The sequence below is a fragment of the Actinomadura sp. J1-007 genome, assembly GCF_009793335.1.
GTDB classification, from domain to species: Bacteria; Actinomycetota; Actinomycetes; order Streptosporangiales; family Streptosporangiaceae; genus Spirillospora; species Spirillospora yumaensis.
This window is the reverse complement of sequence record NZ_WING01000001.1, coordinates 7,029,560-7,045,776: the sequence shown is the minus strand read 5'-3', so window position 1 is coordinate 7,045,776 and position 16,217 is coordinate 7,029,560. Positions and strand designations below refer to the sequence as shown.

The 16,217-nt window shown below is 75.2% G+C and carries 9 protein-coding genes and 4 pseudogenes; all 13 read right to left on the bottom strand.

The genetic code is table 11. The annotated features are described in order from the left end of the window. Nucleotides 1–114: 114 nt before the first annotated feature. A pseudogene (locus GEV43_RS56450) lies at nt 115–444 on the bottom strand (acyl-CoA thioesterase domain-containing protein); the annotation flags it as partial. Continuing rightward, nucleotides 441–3,613 (bottom strand): annotated as a pseudogene (locus tag GEV43_RS51560) (amino acid adenylation domain-containing protein); the annotation flags it as partial. The pseudogenes GEV43_RS56450 and GEV43_RS51560, both read right to left, overlap by 4 nt. 185 nt (nt 3,614–3,798) lie before the next feature. After that, nucleotides 3,799–6,114, bottom strand: a pseudogene (locus GEV43_RS31960) (condensation domain-containing protein); the annotation flags it as partial. 94 nt (nt 6,115–6,208) lie between these two features. After that, nucleotides 6,209–6,571: pseudogene (locus GEV43_RS56445) on the bottom strand (AMP-binding protein); the annotation flags it as partial. Continuing rightward, the gene (locus GEV43_RS31950; protein ID WP_160823856.1) at nt 6,568–7,047 is read right to left on the bottom strand and encodes a nuclear transport factor 2 family protein; all 480 of its coding nucleotides are present in this window, start codon (nt 7,045–7,047) and stop codon (nt 6,568–6,570) included. The gene GEV43_RS31950 and the pseudogene GEV43_RS56445, both read right to left, overlap by 4 nt. Further along, nucleotides 7,044–8,015 (bottom strand): cyclopropane-fatty-acyl-phospholipid synthase family protein, encoded by a 972-nt coding sequence (locus GEV43_RS31945; protein WP_160823855.1) that lies wholly within the window; start codon nt 8,013–8,015, stop codon nt 7,044–7,046. Before GEV43_RS31945 ends, GEV43_RS31950 begins: the two co-directional genes overlap by 4 nt. Before the next feature lie 61 nt (nt 8,016–8,076). Next, nucleotides 8,077–10,317 carry an aminotransferase class III-fold pyridoxal phosphate-dependent enzyme gene (locus tag GEV43_RS31940; protein WP_160823854.1) on the bottom strand — a complete coding sequence of 747 codons (2,241 nt, stop codon included), beginning with the start codon at nt 10,315–10,317 and terminating at the stop codon, nt 8,077–8,079. Between the two features lie 3 nt (nt 10,318–10,320). Further along, complete coding sequence (locus tag GEV43_RS53375) at nt 10,321–10,683, bottom strand: aminotransferase class I/II-fold pyridoxal phosphate-dependent enzyme (RefSeq protein ID WP_160823853.1); 363 nt, start codon at nt 10,681–10,683, stop codon at nt 10,321–10,323. Beyond that, complete coding sequence (locus GEV43_RS53370; RefSeq protein WP_160823852.1) at nt 10,611–11,510, bottom strand: pyridoxal phosphate-dependent aminotransferase; 900 nt, start codon at nt 11,508–11,510, stop codon at nt 10,611–10,613. The genes GEV43_RS53375 and GEV43_RS53370 overlap by 73 nt, the downstream gene beginning before the upstream one ends. Then, complete coding sequence (locus GEV43_RS31925; protein ID WP_309240059.1) at nt 11,507–12,526, bottom strand: isocitrate/isopropylmalate family dehydrogenase; 1,020 nt, start codon at nt 12,524–12,526, stop codon at nt 11,507–11,509. Before GEV43_RS31925 ends, GEV43_RS53370 begins: the two co-directional genes overlap by 4 nt. 20 nt (nt 12,527–12,546) lie before the next feature. Beyond that, on the bottom strand, nt 12,547–13,170 hold the full coding sequence (gene leuD, locus GEV43_RS31920) for a 3-isopropylmalate dehydratase small subunit (RefSeq protein ID WP_160824911.1): 624 nt from the start codon (nt 13,168–13,170) through the stop codon (nt 12,547–12,549). Between the two features lie 5 nt (nt 13,171–13,175). Then, the gene (gene leuC / locus GEV43_RS31915; protein ID WP_160823850.1) at nt 13,176–14,576 is read right to left on the bottom strand and encodes a 3-isopropylmalate dehydratase large subunit; all 1,401 of its coding nucleotides are present in this window, start codon (nt 14,574–14,576) and stop codon (nt 13,176–13,178) included. After that, nucleotides 14,573–15,760, bottom strand: coding sequence for a LeuA family protein (locus tag GEV43_RS31910; RefSeq protein WP_160823849.1), 1,188 nt, complete (start codon nt 15,758–15,760; stop codon nt 14,573–14,575). The genes leuC and GEV43_RS31910 overlap by 4 nt, the downstream gene beginning before the upstream one ends. Nucleotides 15,761–16,217: the final 457 nt, after the last annotated feature.

Genomic DNA, 16,217 nt, shown 5'->3' with positions numbered 1-16,217 from the left:
GCTCCGCCTCCCCGCCCGCGTCCACGTCCGCGTCCCCGCCCGTGCCCCGTGCGCGCCCGTGCCCCCGTGCGCGTCCGCGTGCACGGTCCGCGCGAGGACGGTCGAGACCTGCGCGATGACCTCGCCGTCGCCCTCGGTGACGCTGCCGTGCGCGAAGCTCAGGTCCCGCGCGGCGCGCACCACCGTGGATCCGGCCGAGAACGGGGGCGTGCGCCCGCCGCGGACGTAGTCGATCTGGATCGCCGTGATGACGGGCTTCGGCAACGTGGCGAGCACGGCGGCCTCCGCCGAGGCCGCGGCGAGGGCCGCTACGACGCCGCCGTGCAGGACGCCCCGGTAGGTCAGCGCGTCGTCCCCGTGCAGCAGCAGCGCGCCGTCCCGGCCGCGCAGGCCGAGGCCGGAGAGGAACGGGTTCGCGTCGATCCATGGCTCGATGCCGTTCACGGCCCCTCGCCGCCTTTCCTGATGTGGTGCCAGTAACGGCCGATCAGCTCGGCGTCGATCGCGGGGATCGCGACGCCGAGGGCGTCCAGCCGCCGGAGCGTCGCGCGGTTGTCGAGCGCGGGCGGCGGCCTGTGGGCGGTCCCCTCGCGGGCCATCTCGCGCAGCGCGGGCCGGTACGGCTCGATGGGCAGGACGCGGCCGGACGCGTCCACGAGGTCCAGCCAGCGTTCGAGCGTCACCGGCTCGGCGGACCCCCCGTACAGCCGGGCGCGGACGGCCATGAACTCCTCCAGGCCCGTCCCGTCCGGATGGTGGAGGTGGTGGATCGGCCCGCCGTCCGTGCCGTCCAGCGCCAGCGCGACGACCGCGGCGGCGGCGACGTCCACGGGCAGCAGGTTGGTGCGCAGCGCCGGGGCGTCCGGGTGGCTCCCGACCGCGTCGCAGGTCGCCAGCAGCCGGTAGAACATGTCGTCCGGGCTCGCCGCGCCCGTACGGCTGTCGCCGGAGATCCGGCCCAGCCTGTGCACGCCGGCGTGCGCGCCCTGCTCCATGGCGCGCTGCACCATGACGTCGGCCGCCCACTTGCTCGCCGCGTAGCCGCGTCCCTGCGCGTGGACCTCGTCCCGCGCCGGGCTCGCCTCCGTGATCGCGCCCGCCTGCGAGCCGCCGAAGACGCTCAGCGAGGAGATGTGGTGCAGGCGCTTGCCCGCGCCGTCGGTGGCGAGTTCGATCAGGGCGCGCGTGCTGTCCACGTTGGCGGGGCCAGCCGCCGGTACGGCGACAGGTGGTGGACCTGCGCGCCCGCGTGCACGATCGTGTCGGCGCGTTCGGCCAGCCGCGCCCGCCATCGCGGGGCGAGGCCCAGCCCGGGAGCGGCCAGGTCGCCGGGCACGGGGACGATCCGCGGATCGTCCGGCGCGATCGGCACGCCGAAGCGGGCCGCCGCCTCGCGTACGCGCTCGCGCGCCGCGTGCTCCGTGCCGGCGCGGACGAGGCAGTAGACCTCGGCGCCGGTCCGTCTCAGCAGCTCGGCCAGGAGGAACGGGCCGAGGAAGCCCGTCGCGCCGGTCAGCAGGACGGCTTCCGGGCCGGCCGCCTTCGGGCCCGGCTCCGGGAACGTCCATTCCCGCGGGATCGCCGTGACGGCGGCGTCGAGGGGGACGTCACCGGCCGGCCGTCCTCCGGCGACGCGCGCCGCCACGGCCTTGACGTTCGGCTCGGCCAGGAACTCCCGGACCGACAGCCGGGCCCCGAACTCCGACTCCAGCCTGGCCAGCACCTGGACGATCAGCAGCGAGTGCCCGCCGAGCTCGAAGAAGTCGTCCGCGCCGGACGCCACGCGCACGTTCAGCACCTCGCCGAAGACGCGCGCGACCTCCCGCTCCGGACCGGTGAGGCCCGCGCCCGGCCCGGCCGGAAGCGGTCCGGTCGCTCCGGCGAGAACGGGTCCCGCGCCCGGCCCGGCCGGGCCGGGGGCCTCGTCGGCGGCGGCGCGGGCGAGCGCGCGCCGGTCGATCTTGGCGTGCTCGGTCATCGGCAGCGCGTCCAGGCCGACGAACCGGGCCGGGACCATGTAGGCGGGCAGGGCGGACGCGAGATGCCCGCGCAGCGCGTGCTCGGACGCCGTTCCCGCGACGAACGCGACGAGGCGGCCCGCATGCGGGACGACGGCGGCCTGCCGCACGTCCGGATGCCGGGCGAGCACGCTCTCGATCTCCCCGGGCTCGACGCGGAACCCGCGGATCTTGGCCTGCTGGTCGAGCCGTCCGAGCACGTCGATCGTGCCGTCCGGCAGCCACCGGCCGCGGTCGCCCGACCGGTAGAGCCGCCCGGCTCCGAGGCCCGGCACGCGGACGAACCGTTCGCGGGTGAGGGCGTCGTCGTTCCAGTACCCCCGGGCGAGCCCCGCTCCCCCGATGTAGATCTCGCCGGGCACGCCGACGGGCGCGAGCCTGCGCTCCTCGTCCAGGACGAGGATCCGCGTGTTGGGCAGCGGCCCGCCGACGGGGAGCCGCGCGCCGTCCTCCCGCCCGGTGGCCACGTACGACGTCGCGCAGATCGTCGTCTCGGTCGGCCCGTACCCGTTCAGGACGAGCTTGCGCGGCGCGTAGTGCCGGACGTCGCCGAGGTCGGCGGCCTCCCCGCCGACGAGCAGGTGCCGCACGGTCGGCAGCTCCGGCCGTCCGAGCGAGCGCAGGAACGCGGGCGAGGTCACCATGACCGTGACCCCGTTGCCGTCCACGAAGTCGACGAACAGGCGCCCGTCCAGGCGGCACTCCTCCGGGCACACGACCGAGGTCGCTCCGAGCAGCAGCGGCTGGAGCTGCTCGTAGATCGCCATGTCGAACCCCGACGCGGCGAACTGCGACCACACGTCTCCTTCCTCGAACGCGCAGAGCGTGCGGTGGCCCACGAGCATGTTGACGGCCGACCGGTGCTCGATCGCGACGCCGCGCGGACGCCCGGTGCTCCCCGAGGTGTAGATGATGTAGGCGAGATCCCCCGGCGAGGTCCGCGGCAGCTCCGCCGCGCCCTCCCCGTGCGCGTCCGCGCCGTGCGCCCCGTGCGCGTCCGCGCCGGTGGCCTCGGCGACGTCCACCACCGTGTCCGGGACGCGGTGGCCCGCGAACAGCGCCTCGTGCAGGTCGCCGCTCGTCACCAGCGCCTCGGCGCCCGCGTCGGCCATGATGACCGAGAGCCGCTCCGGCGGGTACGACGGGTCCAGCGGGACGTACACCGCGCCGGCCTTCATGACCCCGAGCATCGCGACGGTCAGCCGCGCCGACCTCGGCAGGCAGACCGCGACCGGCCGCCCCGGCCGCACCCCGCGCCGTACGAGCGCCCCGGCGAGCCCGTCGCTGAGGCCGTCCACCCAGGCGTAGGTCAGCGCCTCCCGCCCGTCCCTGACCGCGATCTTGTCCGGACGGGTCCGGGCCCGCTCGGCGAACAGCTCGTGGAGGCAGCGGTCGGCGGGGACGTCCAGCGCGGTGTCGTTCCACGTGCCGAGGACGAGCCGCCGTTCCTCCGCGTCGGTCATGTCGAGCTCGCGCAGCCCGGCGGACGGGTGCGCGGCCAGCCACTCGAACACGTTCGCCAGATGCCGGGCCATGCCGGAGACGGTCGGCTCGTCGTGGACGTCGGTGCTGTACTCGATCTCGATGTGGAGCTCGCCGCCGCGCTCCTCGAATCCGAAGCCGAGCTCGAACTTGGCGGTGCCGGAGTCGAACGGCTCGGGGCCACGTCCGCGCCGGGCAGCACGAGCGGATGCGGCGGCCGCTGCTGGTAGGCGACGACCACCTGCAAGAGCGTTCCCGTTCCGGCTCCGGCTCCCGCTCCGGCGGCGTGGAGCGGGACGCGCTGGTCGGCGTACAGCTCCAGGCACACCTCGCGGACGTGGGCCAGCAGTTCCGGCACGGTCGCCCCGGCGTCCGGTGAGATCCGGGCGGCCAGGAGGTTCGCGAAGTAGCCGATCGTGCCTTCGGTTCCGGGGACGTCCCGGCCGGCGACCGGCGTGCCCACGCAGACGTCCTCCTGCCCGGAGTAGCGGGCCAGGAGCAGGTAGACGGCCGACATCGCCACCATGTAGCGGCTGACGTCGTGCTCCCGCGCGAGCCGCGCGACGCGGTCGGCGGCCCGGCGGCCGAGCACGCGGCGCACGCGCCCGCCGCGCCCGCTCAGCACGCGCGGACGCGGATGGTCCGTCGGAAGGTCGATCAGCCCCGGATAGCCCGCGAGCCTCCGGGACCACGCCGCGGTGGCCGCGGGCCCGGCGCCGCCGGAGCCGGAGCCGGAGCCGCGCGCCGTCCAGGCCGCGTAGTCGGCGAACTGGACGGCGGGCGCGGGCGGCTCCGCCGGTTCGCCGGTACGGGCCGCCGCGTAGGCCGCCGACAGTTCGCGCAGGAGGACGTCGAGCGACCAGTCGTCCGCGACGATGTGATGGACGTCGAGGTGCAGGGTCCAGTCTTCGCGCCCCGTCCTGATGAGCAGCAGGCGCAGAACGGGTCCGGAGGCGAGGTCGATCGGTTCGGCCGCCGAGGCGCGTGCGATGTCGCGTGCCGCTTCGGCGCGTTCGCCCGGGGGCCGGTCGCTCAGGTCGATGAACCGGAGCGCCGGGCGCCGGCCCGCGCCGACCCGCTGGACGAGTTCGCCGTCGCGTCGGGTGATGGCCGAACGGAGCGAACCGTGCCGTTCGACCACCGCCTCCAGCGCGCGCCGCAGAGCGCCGGGGTCCACCGCGCCGCGCAGGCGGAACGTGCGGGAGATCGTGTACCGCGACACGTCCGCGGCCTGGTCGTCGATCCAGATTCCCTGCTGGCCGGGGGTGAGCGGCGCGTGGTCGTTCCCGGTCGGGAGCGCCGCCTCCTCCTCCCGCGCGACGCCGACCCGTTCGATGAGCCCGGCGAGCGTCCGCGCCTCCACGACCTCGGCGGGCGCGACCCTGACCCCGAGGTCGCGGACGATCCTCGCGGCGATGTCCATCGCGGCCAGGGAGTCGCCGCCGAGCTCGAACAGGCCCTGCCCGGGGTCGGGAACGGCGCCGAGGACGTCCGACCAGATCGCGGCCAGCGCCTTCCCGGCGGCGGAGCCCGGTGCGGGGGGCGCGGTCCGGGCGTCCGATGGCGGCGGCGCGGACTCCACCGGCGTCCGGTCCGGCTTGCCGTTCGGCAGCGTGGGCAGGACGTCGACCGTCCGGACCAGGGCGGGGACCATGTGGTCGGGCAGCAGCCGCGCCAGGTGCGCCCGCAGGTCGGGTGCGGAGAGGCCGTTGTCCGGGGCGACCAGCGCCTCCAGGCGTCCGGCGTTCAGGCGGACGAGCGCGGCGCCCACGGCGGGGTGGGCGGTGAGGGCGGCCTCGACCTCGCCGGGCTCGACCCGGAACCCACGGACCTTGAGCTGGTCGTCCAGGCGGCCGAGGAACTCCAGGAGCCCGTCCCCGCCGCGCCGGACCAGATCGCCGGTGCGGTAGAGGCGCGCCCCCGACCCGGGGTCGGTGACGAACCGTTCGGCGGTCAGCTCGGGCCTGTTCAGGTAGCCGCGGGCCAGGCCCGCGCCGCCGAGGCAGAGCTCCCCTCGCTCGCCCTGGTCCGCCGGGCGCCCGTCCGCGCCGAGGATCCGCGCCGTCACGCCCGGGATCGGGCCGCCGATCGGGGTCGGCCGCTCGTCCGCGCCGTCCGCGCCGTTCGCAATGACATGGCAGCAGGCGTAGACCGTCGCCTCCGTGGGGCCGTAGCCGTTCACCACCCGGCAGCCGGGGAGCCCGCGCGCGGCGCGGGCGACGGCGGACGGCGACGCGCGGTCGCCGCCGGAGATGAGCAGGCGCAGCCCGGAGAGGTCGTCGAGGCACGACTCGACGACGAGCCTGAAGAGGGGGGCGACGAGCCGCAGCACGGTCACGCCGTTCCGCCGCACGTCCGCGCCGATACCGTGCACGCTCGGCCGGTCCTCGTCGGGGAAGGCCAGCAGCGCGCCGTTCAACAGGGGTGCGAACGTCTCGAAGACGGACGGGTCGGCGTGGACGGGCGCCAGCCTCAGGAACACGTCGTCCGCGGTGACCCCGAAGAAGGGGTTGCGGGCGAGCGCGACGACGCCGCGCTGCTCGACCATCACGCCCTTCGGCGTTCCGGTGCTGCCCGACGTGTAGAGGACGTACGCGAGCCGCGAGCCGTCGCCCTCCGCGAGCGGCGTCCCGGACGGCGTCCCGGTCCGGGCCGGCCGGGGCCGGGCTCGGCGGCGTCCGGTGGTTCGGGCAGAGGACCACCTCCGTCCCGGACGGCGCGAGCGCCCGGACGCGGGAGGCGTGCTCGGCGTCCGACACGACGCACCGGACGCCGCCGTCCTCGGCGAGGTGGCGGATCCTGGCGTCCGGCAGGGCCGGGTCGATCGGCAGGTAGGCACGGCCCGACGCGAGGACGCCGAGCGTCGCCGCGACGCCCGCCGGGCCGTTCCCGGCGCAGACGCCGACGATCTCCTCGGCCTCCGGCGCGGGCGGGCCCGGCAGGCACGCGGCCGTACGCCGCGCCCAGGCGTCCAGCTCGGCGTAGCTCAGCGTGCGGCCCCGCCAGGCGATGGCCGGACGGTCGGGTCGCGCCCGCACCACCTCCGCGAACGCCGGGTAGATCGCGCTCATCGCGGCCCCGGACCGGTGGACGGCGCGCGCAGCGCGGCGAGGACGGTGCCGGTGTCGTAGACGTCGAGCAGGCGCGTGATCCGGCCTCCGGCGAGGGTGAAGATGTTGACCCAGTGCGTCGTGTATCGCGCGCCGCTGGCCAGCACCCTGGCGCTGCTCGTCCCGAAGGCGACGACCCGGTCGCCCTCCGCCGTGTACTGGAGGGCCTCGAACTCCTCGACCTCGATGAGGCCGCCGACGATCTCGAAGAACCGGTCGACGCCCTGGCGTCCGACGTACGTTCCGGCCCAGGGCAGCTCGGGCGGGCCGAAGTAGTCCCAGTGGAAGTCCTCGGAGAGCAGCTCGTGGATGGCGGTGACGTCGCCGCCGCCAAACAGCTCGTAGACGCGCCGGACGATTCCCACGTTCGTCAGGGTCGCCGCCTCCGGCAGGGGTGCGGCCCGTTTCGCGCCGGTCTCCCCGGCGGGGGCGCTCATGCCTTCCTGGCCAGGTAGAGGTGGGTCTCCGGCAGGTCGGTCGGGACGATCTTCTCCATCTCGAACCCGGCCTCCTCCCACACGGCCCGCCACTCGTCCTCGTTCAGCAGCCGCTGGCTCATGAACGCCTGGGTGAGCGTGTACTCGGGGCTGACCAGCTCGGGCGTCTCGAACGCCACCCGCGGCGGGCTGATCTCGGCGGCGAGGGCGCGCGCGCCGCGGGGCAGCCGCGCGTGGAGCTGCCGCAGATAGTCCACGAGGACGGCGTAGCCGAGCTCCAGCACCTCGTGCAGGAAGAAGAACATCATCGCGAGCTGGACGTCCTCCAGCTCCGGGACGCCCCACGGGTCGCGGGCGTCGGCGTGCACGATGTCGATCCGGTCCTCCATGCCCGCGCGGCGCACCTCCTCCCTCGCCTCGGCGCACGCGTCCGCGCTGATGTCGATGCCGACGCCGTTCCCGCCGGTGGCCCGGCAGAGCGAGATCAGCAGGTGGCCGTTGCCGCAGCCGAGGTCGGCGGCGCGGCTGAACTCGATCCGGTTCAGCAGGTCCATCACGTACGGCCGCAGGTCCTTGCCGCCCGCGAGGGCGGTGCCGACCGCGACCCAGCGGACGTCGCGGTCGACCTGCTCGCCGAACGTCGCGGCGCCCGTCAGCAGGTCGCCGAACGCGTGCAGCGGCTCCCCGTACCCGCCGGACAGCCAGTTGAGGTAGCCGCGGTCGGCGTACAGCTCGCGGCCGAGGTCGGTCGGGCGGTGGACGCCGCCCTCCTCGCGGGCGAGGCCCCGCTGGGACAGGTACCGGAGGGTGGCCTCGGTGAGGAACGCGTTGGAGCCGAGGTCGTCCGCCGTGAGGCCGTGCTCGGCGAAGCGGTCGAGCTTGCCGATCCGCTCCAGGCCGCTGTAGACGGCGCAGACGACGTACCCCTCCATGTAGTCGAACACCTTGCGTCCGGGCTTGTCGTGCATGGTTCGCTCCGTTTCTGCGCGGTGCCGGGCGCGGTCGCGCGGACCGTCCGGCACGGGCCGGTCAGCGGGCTCGGGCGCGGCGCACCGCCGCGAGGAGGCTCTGCTCGATCTGGTGGAACGCGGCCGCGGCCAGCAGCCGCGCGGGACCGCAGGCCGCGAGGGCGCGGATCCCCGCGCCGATCCTGGCGGCGTCGCGGGGTTCGGCGATCAGGGGGACGCCGAGGCAGTCGTACAGCACGAAGACGCGGGCGCGGGTGATCCACCAGGTCGTGGTCGCGATGACCGACCACTCCCCCGCCTTCGCGGCCAGCCGCCCGGCGTACCGCGCGGGCAGCAGGCGCCGGACGGGGCGCGGCAGGCCGGGCGGGACCATCTCCAGGCGGACGAACAGCCCCTCCCGGAACCGGCGGCCGACGCTCGGCGACCGGTCCGGCAGGGCGTCCATGGCGTCGCCCAGCACGCGTTCGAGCTCACGGGTGCGCTCGGGCAGGCCGAGCGCGTCGACCTGCGCGACCGAGTGCAGCCCGAAGTGCGCGCCGAGCTGGTTGCGGTAGCGGGTGCGCAGCTCCTCGACCAGGCCGGGCTCGCGGAGCCGCGCGCGCTCGTACACCTCCTCGGAGACGACCGTGGAGGCCACCGGGAAGCACAGGTAGCTGAGCGCCTTCGACACCGTGACGATGTCCACGTGCGGCAGCCGCCCCTGGTGGGCGAAGCGCCGCCCGCAGCGGTAGAACGAGGTGAGGACCTCGTCCACGCCCACGAGCAGCCCGTGCGCGCGGCGCTGCTCCTCGACGGCGGCGAGGAGCTCGTCCGGCAGCGGCCGGTAGGTGTCGGAGCTTCCGTGGACGAGTTCGAGCCACACCAGGCCGACGTCGCCGGAGGCGGTCTCGCGGCGCAGCCGTTCGGGTGCGTCCGGGGCGAACGGGTCGAGGTAGGTGACGCCGTCGTACAGCGGGCCGAACGGCGCGCGGGTCGCCTCGGCGGCCGTCGCGACGAGCGCGGCCAGCGTCTTGCCGCCGTAGTTGTGCCGGAAGACGATGATCCGCCGCTGCCGTTCGCGGGCGAGGACCGCGAGGGTGATCGCGGTCTCGACCGCGCTCGCGCCGCTCACGCCGGGGAACGCGCGGGCGAGGCCCGTCTCCCCGGCGAGCGCCGACTCCAGCCGGGCGCAGTAGTCGGCGGCGGTGTCGTGCTCGGCGAGGACCGCCGTGCGGGCGTCGTCGGGGTTGTGGCCGTTGACGCCGAGGCCGCCGCCGCAGACCGCGTCCACCAGGTCGAGCCGGCGGCCGGAGTCGAGTTCGACGGTGAGCCGGGCGCCGTCCGCGCGGACGACGTGCAGGGCCCCGCGCATCCTGCGGTGCAGCCGGACGGTCTCGGGGTTGACGTGCGTCGCGTACAGCCGCAGGACGGCGCGCCAATCCCGGTCGGTGTGCTCCAGCGTCTCGCGGACGGCGGGGTCGCCGCCGAGCAGCCCGGCCAGGTGGTGCTTGACCTTGCGCATGGCGAGGGTGTTGCCGCCGTAGGTGTTGGAGTGCAGGAACGCGTTGCCGGGCTCGTTCCACGGCGCGAACGCGGCGGCGGTCCCGACGATCGCGGCGAACGGGACCTCGTACCCGGTCAGCCGTTCGCCGACGACCACCAGGTCGGGCCGGGCGGCGAGGAGCAGCGCCTCGCCGTCCGGCTCCCCGCTCCAGTCCAGGCCCGAGTCCGACAGGTCGAGGCAGACCGGGACCCCCGCGCCCCGGGCCCGCCGCGCCGCCTCCCGCACCGCGGCCGGCCCCAGGCGGCCGGGTGCCGCGATCAGCGCGCCGCAGTGGGCGCGGCCGCGCAGCGCGCGGCCGAAGCCCTCCGCGTCGGGGACGCACTCGACGCCGGGGACGAGCGCCGCGCCGGGTCCGACGCCGAGCGGGTCGAGGGTCGCGCGGAGCCGTCCGGACCCGTCCAGCACGAGCACCGCGCCCCCATGGGCGGTGCGGTCGCGCCGGCCGCCGTGCCGGAGCAGCTTGATCGCGCCGTGCAGCGCCTCGTGCCGCGAGTTGGCGTAGAACGCCTGGTGCGGCTCGCCGGGCGCGCCGGCCGTGCGCCCGTCGAGGAGCCTGCTCAGCAGGTACCCGACCTGCGCGGCCTCGGCGCTGACGAACCAGGACGGCATGGCGAACACCGGGACCTTGTCGCGTACGAGCCCGTCGAGGATCTCCCGGGTGTGCGGTCCGCTCGGCCGGTACAGCGAGGCGCCGCCCTCGCGCCGGACGCGGTGCGGGGCGCTGTGCGGCGCGCCGGACGGGGTGCTCTGTGGCGGCATGGCTCAGACCCTCTGTTCCACGTCGCGCGCGGGCCGCAGCCCGGCGAGCCGCCGCTCGACGTCGAGGAGCGTGTCGATCCTGCGGTTGAACGAGATCCGCACGAACCCCGCGCCGAGCCTCGCGTCGTGGTGGAAGTAGCCGCCGGGCGCGACCGTCACCCCCGCCTCCTCGATCAGCCGGAACGCGAACGCCTCGGAGTCCTCCCGGGTGGCGGGACGGATGTCGCCGATCGTGTAGCAGCCGCCGTCGGGCGGGATGCACCGGACGCCGATCTGGGCGAACGCCGCGACGGTCAGGTCGCGCTGCCGCTCCAGCCCGTCCGACGGCGTGGAGAACGCCGGGTCCGCCGCGGCGGCCCTCGCCACCGCGCGCTGGAGCGGCGCGGCCGTCCCCCGCAGGCCACGACGTGGACGCGCCGGGCGACCTCGGTGAGCGCGGGGCTCGCCCGCAGGTACCCGACCCGCCAGCCGCTGACCGCCTGGGTCTTCGACATGCTGCCGATCACGAGGCTCCGGTCCCGCAGCGCCGGATGGTCGCCCGGCGAGCGGTGCCGGTGGCCGTCGAACGTGAAGCCGGAGTAGATCTCGTCGACGATCGCGACGGCGTTCCACCGGTCGCAGAGCGCGGCGATCGTGTCGATCTCGGCGGCGGTCAGCACGTGGCCCGTCGGGTTGTTCGGCGTGCTGAGGATGATCGCGCTGGTCCTCGGGCCGAACGCGGCGGCCAGCTCGTCCGGGTCGAACCGCCAGCCGGGCGGGCGCATCCGGACGAGCCGCGGCGTGCCGCCCGCCAGCGCGACGGCGCTGACGAAGTTCTCGTAGAACGGTTCGAGGATCACGACCTCGTCGCCGGGGTCCACGGTGGCGAGCACCGAGACGAACAGCGCCTCGGTGGCGCCGACGGTGATCGTCAGCATCGTGGCGGGGTCGGTGGGGGCGGCGAGGGACTCCGCGATCGCCGTCCGCAGCTCCAGGCTCCCGTCCGGGATCTCGTACTGGTTGCGGCCCGAGCGCAGCGCCGCGCACGCCTCCTCGACCAGCGCGGGCGGGGTGGGCGGCGCCTCGGGCACGCCGAGCGCCATGTCGACGGCGTCGTGCTTGTGGCCCTCGTTGAGCAGGCGGAACAGGCGTCCGGGCGACATCCGCTCCACCCGGCGGGCGATGCGCGGCCCGTCCGGTCCGGCGCCGGTCATCGCAGCTCCGCCCGGACGGCCGCGCCGGCCTCGGCGGTGGTGAGGTCGCCGCCGAGGTCGGGTGTCGTCCGTTCCAGGTCGATGGCCCGGTCGACCGCCCGGGTGACGGCCTTGGCCGCGTCCCGGTGGCCGAGATGCCCGACCATCAGCCCGGCGGTGAGGATCGCCCCGACCGGGTTGGCGACGCCCTGCCCCGCGATGTCGGGCGCGGTGCCGTGCACGGGCTCGAAGAGGCCGAAGCCCGTCGCGGCGTTGAGGTTGGCCGACGTCGCGGCGCCGAGCCCGCCCGCCAGCTCCGCGGCGAGGTCGCTGAGGATGTCGCCGTAGGAGTTGTTGGCCACGATGACGTCGAACCGGGTCGGGTCCGCGACGAGCTGCATCACGGCGTTGTCCACGTACAGGTGGGTGGTCTCGATGTCGGGCCGCGCCTCCGCCGCCTCGCGCCAGCGCCGCTGCCACAATCCCCCGCCGTTGCGGACGGCGTTGGACTTGTCGACCATGCACACGCCCCGCCGCGCGATGGAGAACGCGTAGTCGATCACGCGCTCGACGCCGTGACCGGTGCTGATCTCGACGTCCAGGGCGACCTCGTGCGGGGTGCCGGGCCGGAGCCGTCCGCCGATCCCCGCGTACAGGCCCTCGGTGTTCTCGCGGACGATCACGCAGTCGAGCGGCCGGTGCTCCTTGCGCCGCAGCGGGCTGAGCCGGTCGTGCAGCAGCCGCGCCGGGCGGTGGTTGACGTACAGGTCGAGGTCGAAGCGCAGGCGCAGCAGGACGCCGCGCGCGTAGTCGGTGCCGTCCGTCCTCGGGTCGCCCACCGCGCCGAGCAGGGTGGCGGCGCTCGCGCGGACCCGTTCGAAGTCCCGGTCGGACAGCGCCGTCCCGGTGCGCAGGTACGCGTCGGCGTTCACGTGGTCCAGCACGTCGAGCCCGAGGCCGAGGTCGAGCGCCTCCAGGGTGAGCAGGGCCTCGTGGACGACTTCGGGGCCGATGCCGTCCCCGGGGATGACCGTCACGGAGTCCAAGCCGTCGCTCCTCACAGTCGGGCGCGGGATCGCGCGGGAGTGGTACGGGGACCGGCCGCCGGGAGCCAGTCGTGGCGGGCGGACTCGTACGCGGTGATGGCCTCGTCCTCCGCGAGGGTCACCGCGATCTCGTCCAGGCCCTCCATCAGCAGCCGGCGCTGCCGCTCGTTCGCGGTGAACTCCCAGCGGTCCCCGCCCGCCGTGACGGTGAGGCCGGCGAGGTCGATCGTGACCGTGAAGCCGGGATCGGCCTCGGCGGCGTCGGCGAGGGCGGCGACCGCCTCCTCGGGGAGCTCGACGGCCAGCAGCCCGTTCCGCCAGGCGTTGCGGCGGAAGATGTCGCCGAAGCTGCTGGCGATGACGGCGGCGAACCCGCCGTCGCGCAGGGCCCAGACGGCGTGCTCGCGGGAGCTGCCGGTGCCGAAGTTCCGCGCGGCGACCAGGACCGTCGCGCCCGCGTGCTCCGGCCGGTCGAGCACGAAGCCGGGGTCCTTGCGCCAGCCCGCGAACAGCGCGTCGGCGTAGCCGCTCTTGGTGAGCCGCTTGCAGAACGAGGCGGGGATGATCTGGTCGGTGTCGACCTGGTCGCGCCGCAGCGCGACGGCGCGGCCGGTGTGGGCGGTGATCGGTGTCAACGCGTTCATCGCAGACCTGCCGGTGGGGTGAGCCGTCCGGTGACGGCGGTCGCGGCGGCGACCGCGGGCGAGACGAGATGGGTGCGCGCCCGGTCGCCCTGGCGGCCCTCGTAGTTGCGGTTGGACGTCGAGGCGCAGCGGCGCGGGCCCACCAGCCGGTCGGCGTTCATCCCGAGGCACATCGAGCACCCCGAGAGCCGCCACTGCGCGCCCGCCGCGGCGAAGACCTCGTGCAGCCCCTCCTCCTCCGCCGCGCGGCGCACGGCCATCGAGCCCGGGACGACGAGGGCCGTCACGCCGTCGGCCACCTTCCGCCCGCGCATCACGTCCGCGGCGGCGCGCAGGTCCTCGATCCGCCCGTTGGTGCAGGACCCGATGAAGACGGTGTCCACGGCGATCGACCGCATGGGCGTGCCCGGGGCGAGGTCCATGTAGGCGAGCGCCCGTTCCGCGGCGGCGCGGTCGGCCTCGTCGGCGAACGCCTCCGGGTCGGGCACCGCGGAATCGACGGGCACCGCCTGGCCGGGGTTGGTGCCCCAGGTGACGAACGGGGCCAGCGACGCCGCGTCCACGGTGACCGTGCGGTCGAAGCGCGCTCCCTCGTCGGTGGGCAGGGTCCGCCAGTGCCGTTCGGCGCGGTCCCACGCGTCGCCGGACGGCGCGTCCGGACGGCCCTTGAGGTAGCGGTAGGTGACCTCGTCGGGTGCGATCATCCCGGCCCGCGCGCCCGCCTCGACGCTGAGGTTGCACAGCGTCATGCGGCCCTCCATCGTGAGGCCCTCGATGGCGGCGCCGCGGTACTCGATGACGTGGCCGTTCGCGCCGTTCGCCCCGATCTGCGCGATGACCGCTAGCATCAGGTCCTTGGCGGTCACGTCCGGCGGGAGCGCCCCGGCGAACTCGACCGCCATCGTGCGCGGGCGCGCCAGCGGCATCGTCTGGGTGGCGAGCACGTGCTCGACGTCGCCGGTCCCGACACCGAAGGCGAGCGCGCCGAACGCGCCGTGCGTCGAGGTGTGGCTGTCGCCGCAGACCACCGTGGTCCCCGGCTGGACGAGTCCGCGCTCGGGCGCGACGACGTGCACGATGCCCTGCCGGCCGTCGCCGAGCGAGTACACGGTGATCCCGTGCTCGGCGCAGTTGCGCCGCAGCGTCTCGACCTGCTCGCGGCCCATCGCGTCGGCGATGGTGAGCGAGTCGGTCGGCACGTTGTGGTCCTCCAGCGCGAGCGTCAGGTCCGGGCGCCGCACCCGGCGGCCCGTTCCGCGCAGCCCGTCGAACGCCTGCGGGGAGCTGGCCTCGTGCACCAGGTGCAGGTCGATGTAGATCAGATCCGGGTCGTCCGCGCGGCGGCGCACGACGTGGCCGTCCCAGACCTTGTCGATGAGGGTCCGCGGCGCGCTCATCGGCCGCCCGGCCCGGCGAGCTCGGACAGCCGGTCGCTGATGAGGCCGCGGACCTCCGCGAGGTCGATGCACTCCCCGTTGGTGCGGTTGGCGACGTGCTCGCGGTAGACGTCCTCCAGCACCGCCTCGTCGACCGGCCGGCCGATCTGGTCGAACACGTGCCGCAGGACCGCGCGGCCCGAGTGCCGGCCGACCAGGATCGTGCGCTCCCGGCCGAACCGGTCGGGCCGCACGTACTCGTAGGTGATCGGGTCCCTGAGCATGCCGGCCTGGTGGATGCCCGCCTGCGTCGCGAACGCGTTGACGCCGAAGATCGCCTTGTTGCGCGGGGCGGGCAGCCCGATCGCGGCGCTGAGCTTCTCGAACGCGGCCTGGAGCCCCTCCGGGCGCGCGGACGTGCTGAGCCCGAGCGCCTCGCCCCGGTAGTCCAGGACCGCGACCAGCTCCTCCAGCGCGGTGTTGCCGGCCCGTTCGCCGATCCCGGCGAGCGTGCACTGCACCTCGTCGGCGCCCCGCTGGACGGCGGCCAGCGCGTTCGCGAGGGACAGGCCCATGTCCTCGTGGCAGTGCGCGGAGATGACGATGTCCGGCCGGGTCCAGCTCCGGATGGACGCGATGAGGCCGCCGAACTCGCCGGGCGTCATGCAGCCCGTCGTGTCGGCGACCGCGACGCAGTCGGCCCCGGCGTCCACGGACTCGCGCACCAGCGGCCGCAGCAGCCCGGCCGAGCCGCGCGAGGCGTCCTCGATCCCGAGGGTGACGTGCTCGACGCCGAGGGACCTGGCGTGCGCGATCGCGTCCACCACCTCGTCCTGCGCCTCGGCCTGGCTGATCCCGCGCTTGTGCCGCAGGTGGATCTCGCTGCCGGTGGCCATGATCTGGAGATGGTGGCCGCGGGTCCCGCCGGCCTCCACGGCGATGTCCACGTCCGCGCGGGTGGCGCGGCTCAGGGTCGCGATGCGGGCGCTGGTGACCGAGCGGCTGATCAGCCGGGTGGCCTCGACGTCGCTCGGCGAGGAGCTCGGGAACCCGACCTCGATGACGTCGACGCCGACCGCCTCGATCGCCATCGCCACCTCGAGCTTCTGGTCCGGGTTCATGGCGTTGCCGGGCGCCTGCTCGCCGTCGCGCAGCGTCGTGTCGAAGATCGACACCCGCCGCGGGGGCGCGTCCCGCTCTGTCAAGCAAGCGACCGCTTGGCTATTGTTCGGAGCATTCGACACCTTCTGCCTCCGCTGGTCCGAAACGGGTCTCCGGCGCCCCCTGACCGGGCGGCGCCGCCGCGAACGCGCAGGTCCTGCGCGTGCGGAACTGTTGTGAACGAGATGAGCAGTGGAGTGAACGAGCGTTCTCACTTTGGTGACGCACGTTCACTCTGAGCCCGCGCTCCGCGACTGTCAACCCCCGCCGGGACGGCCGGAAGGGCCCCGCCGCGCCCACCGCCGGACCCGCCCGGACACACCTCACCGCAAGCGGGCGCGCAGGTTCGGGGGCGTGCCGGGGCGACCGGAGAGGAACGCGCGGCGCCCCCGGCCGGACGTCCGCATCCGGTCACCGGCACGCGTGTAACCCCAGCTCAGCGCAGGGAGAGAAGGGGAACCGGCCGGACGGCGCGCACTATCAGCGCGCGGCGCGGCTGGA

Excerpts from the sequence above, each read along its gene's own strand:
- GEV43_RS31950 (WP_160823856.1), bottom strand. The coding sequence starts at position 7,047 with ATGAGCGCCCCCGCCGGGGAGACCGGCGCGAAACGGGCCGCACCCCTG.
- GEV43_RS31945 (WP_160823855.1), bottom strand. The coding sequence starts at position 8,015 with ATGCACGACAAGCCCGGACGCAAGGTGTTCGACTACATGGAGGGGTAC.
- GEV43_RS31940 (WP_160823854.1), bottom strand. The coding sequence starts at position 10,317 with ATGCCGCCACAGAGCACCCCGTCCGGCGCGCCGCACAGCGCCCCGCAC.
- GEV43_RS53370 (WP_160823852.1), bottom strand. The coding sequence starts at position 11,510 with ATGACCGGCGCCGGACCGGACGGGCCGCGCATCGCCCGCCGGGTGGAG.
- leuC (WP_160823850.1), bottom strand. The coding sequence starts at position 14,576 with ATGAGCGCGCCGCGGACCCTCATCGACAAGGTCTGGGACGGCCACGTC.